Raw genomic sequence first — 3,522 nt, 5'->3', positions numbered from 1 at the left:
TAGAGTGCAGTGATTCTGAAAAGAAGATGTCAGCTTGCGCTGACCAGAATCATGCACCAAGTCTCACGTGCGTTCGACTTGAAATTAATAGGTAACAAGATAGATAATTCCTTACTGACTGTAAGGGGGATTCACCACAAATATATTGCAGTAGAAAAGAGAAACGTTATGATAGAAAATCCATGGAAAGAAATACTGACTGGCTGCATGAATGAGCAGTTGGCAAAAATCATTATCAGCGGTCCGCGCAAAAAAGATGGAGTGCGAAAAATTGAGATACGACCGATATTATTAAAGGAAAAACTCATGTTTCAGGCAAGTGCTTACACAGAAAAACAGGTGCAGCATTACAACCTGACAGAAGCAGAATGTTATGAGAAGATTGCGGAGTGGACAGAAGGGTTCCGCCAGTTAGAGGCGCTGCATCCGCAGGAGCACATTCAGGTGCTGATCAGCAAAAAAGGAAAACGGTCGGTACACAGGTCAAAATCCGGCTGTCCGGTTCCGAAAGCGAACCTGTCACATAACCGGAAGAAACAGTATATTTTAGATCCGGAGATTCCGGTTCAGTTTCTGATCGACCTTGGGGTTCAGACCAAAGAGGGCAAAATCGTTCATTCCAGATATGATAAGTTCCGTCAGATGAACCGTTTCTTAGAATTTATTGAAGATATCGTTCCGGAGCTTCCAAAAGACAGAGAATCTGTTATCATAGATTTCGGTTGTGGCAAGTCTTATCTGACGTTTGCCATGTATTATTATCTGCATGAGTTGAAACACTATGATGTACGGATCATCGGATTGGATCTGAAAGCAGATGTTATCGCGCATTGTCAGAATCTGGCAGAGGAATACGGATATGAAAAACTGTCCTTCCTGACGGGTGATATTGCACAGTATGAGGGTGTGGATCATGTAGATATGGTCGTAACCCTGCACGCCTGTGATACAGCGACTGATTATGCGCTGGAAAAAGCCGTAAAATGGGGCGCAAAAGTGATTTTGTCTGTGCCGTGCTGTCAGCACGAAGTGAATAAACAGATTCAGAATGATCTGTTGCAGCCGGTTTTGAAGTATGGACTGATCAGGGAACGGATGTCGGCGCTTTTGACCGATGCGATCCGTGCAAATCTGCTGGAAGAAGCAGGCTATCAGGTGCAGGTACTGGAATTTATTGATATGGAGCATACGCCGAAAAATATTTTATTGCGGGCAGTAAAATCCGGAAAGCAAAAAACATCCGGGGAACTGACAGAATTGATGGAGGAACTGCATGTGTCACCGACGCTGGCGGCGTTGCTGAGAACAGAAAGGAATACAGCAGATGCGTAAAGGAATACGAAAGTTTTTTATCCTTGTGGCGGTGTTTATCGTTGCATTATTTACTTTTTCCAAGATCACAAACCATGAAACGAAGGATCTGACGACGGATATGCCGGCGGCTTCCCTCCCAATCGTATATTTTGAGGATAACGGGCACAGAGTCAATGAGCTGCATGGCTATACGGCGGAAATGTCAGCGGTTTCCATGCGTGATACCATCACGCCCCTTCCGGATAACCATAAGCTGTCGCTTCGCATTGATCCGTATGGCAAAAATATTGACAGTGTGACCTTTGAAGTGCGCAGTCTGGACGGAAGCAGACTGGTTCAGGATGGAAAAGTTACGCTTTCCGGCGATGAGAGCGCAATGAAAGGTGAGATCACCGTTGAAAATCTGTTGGAAAAAACCACAGAATATCAGCTGATCCTGAAGGTAAAAGAGGGCGATACAACTGCAAGTTATTATACCCGGATCAAGGATGCCGGAGACAGTCAGATCAGTACCTGTGTGGATTTTGTGGAAGAATTTCATGCGATCACTATGGACAAAGACCGCCAGTCAGAGCTTGCTTCTTATATGGAGCCGTCTGCGGATGCAGACAATACTTCTTTGCAGACCGTTACCATCAACAACAGTCTTTCTCAGGCTTGCTGGGGGGATCTGCAGGGAACAGAAGTGACAGAACCGGTGGCATCCATCAAGGAAATGTGTGATGAATATCAGGTTATTTTGCTGGAATATATTTTATCTGCCGACAATGAGAACGGTCAGACAGAATATTATAACGTGCAGGAATATTACCGGGTGCGTGTCGGTGCAGAGAAAATTTATCTGTTAAATTTTGAACGGACCATGGAAGAAATTTTCCAGGGAGACGGTGCCCATGTATCCAAGGATTCCATTAATCTTGGCATCCGTTCCGATGTGGTGGATTACAAGGCGAATGAAACCGGAAATATTATCTGTTTTGTACAGCAGGGAGAGTTGTGGAGCTACAATCAGTCTGAGAACAAAATGACACAGGTATTCAGCTTCCGAAGTGGCGATGACATGGACATTCGGGAAAATTATGATGAGCATGCGATCCGGATCCTGAAAGCCGATGAGGGCGGAAGTATCGATTTTGTCGTATATGGCTATATGAACCGTGGAGAGCATGAAGGTCAGGTGGGTGTCAGCGTATGCCATTATGACTGTGTGACCAATACAGTGGAGGAAATGTTATTTATTCCGACGACATTATCCTATCAGGTGGTAAAAGAGCAGCTTGGCACGTTAATGTATGTATCGGATAACGGATATTTTTATCTGACTATTTCTGATCAGGTATACAAGATCAATCTGGATACGAAAAAATCAGAGATTTTTATCAGCGATCTGCAGACGGATATGATCGTAAGTTCTGAAGACGGACGGCATATTGCATGGTCAGAAGATGGAAGCGTCATGCATGTGACAGATCTGGAAAAAGGCGATACTTACGATGTTAATGCGGAAAGTGGTCAGACTTTGAAACCGCTTGGATTTATCGGAAGCGACTGTATTTATGGATGGGGTTATACGTCAGATGTGTTCAGCACGGATACGCAGACCAATACGCTGGCACTGAGTCAGGTATTGATCATGGATTCTGGCGACAGTGAGCATCAGATTTTGAAAACTTACCAGAGTCCGGGCATGTATGTGACAGGTATCCGGGTGCAGGATGGCAGCATTTACCTGTCCAGAGTGGCAAAATCCGGGGATACCTATACGGATGCATCGGAAGATACGATCATGAATCGTGATATGCAGGATGAAAATCTGGTGAACGTGTCAACCACGACTTCTACGGTAAAACAGACGGAGGTTGTGATCACGCTGAGTACGGAATCCTCTGGAAAAGCACCAAAACAGGTGATCCCGAAACAGATTCTGAATGAGGAATCCGTGACGATCGAAATGAAAAACCTGAATGCGTTCAGTGACTATTATGTCTATGCGAAAGGTCAGGTTATTTTGGCGACAAAGGATATGGCAGCAGCAATTCAGAGCGCAGATGAAAATAAAGGTGTTGTCATCGGAAAAGATCTGCTTTATGTATGGCGGCGTGGAGAAAGTCAGACGCAGGAGCCGTTGGAAATTTCTGAATAAAATTCAAGTCGAACGCACGTGAGACTTGGTGCGTGATTCTGGTCAGCGAAAGCTGACATATTCTT

General features: G+C 44.8%; 2 protein-coding genes. Both read left to right on the top strand.

Annotated features, from left to right (window positions below; translation table 11 throughout):
* Positions 1-168: 168 nt before the first annotated feature.
* Positions 169-1,332: a class I SAM-dependent methyltransferase gene (locus LG34_RS08470; RefSeq protein WP_109215700.1), complete on the top strand. Its 1,164-nt coding sequence runs from the start codon at positions 169-171 to the stop codon at positions 1,330-1,332.
* Complete coding sequence (locus LG34_RS08465) at positions 1,325-3,457, top strand: hypothetical protein (protein ID WP_109215699.1); 2,133 nt, start codon at positions 1,325-1,327, stop codon at positions 3,455-3,457. The genes LG34_RS08470 and LG34_RS08465 overlap by 8 nt, the downstream gene beginning before the upstream one ends.
* Positions 3,458-3,522: the final 65 nt, after the last annotated feature.

Source organism: Eubacterium ramulus, from assembly GCF_003122485.1.
Lineage (GTDB): Bacteria > Bacillota > Clostridia > Lachnospirales > Lachnospiraceae > Eubacterium_I > Eubacterium_I ramulus_A.
The sequence above is the reverse complement of the archived record's forward strand: the minus strand, read 5'-3'. Positions and strand labels throughout refer to the sequence as shown.

Bases quoted from the DNA above. Each gene is read 5' to 3' on its own strand.
- LG34_RS08470 (WP_109215700.1), top strand. From the start codon at position 169: ATGATAGAAAATCCATGGAAAGAAATACTGACTGGCTGCATGAATGAG.
- LG34_RS08465 (WP_109215699.1), top strand. From the start codon at position 1,325: ATGCGTAAAGGAATACGAAAGTTTTTTATCCTTGTGGCGGTGTTTATC.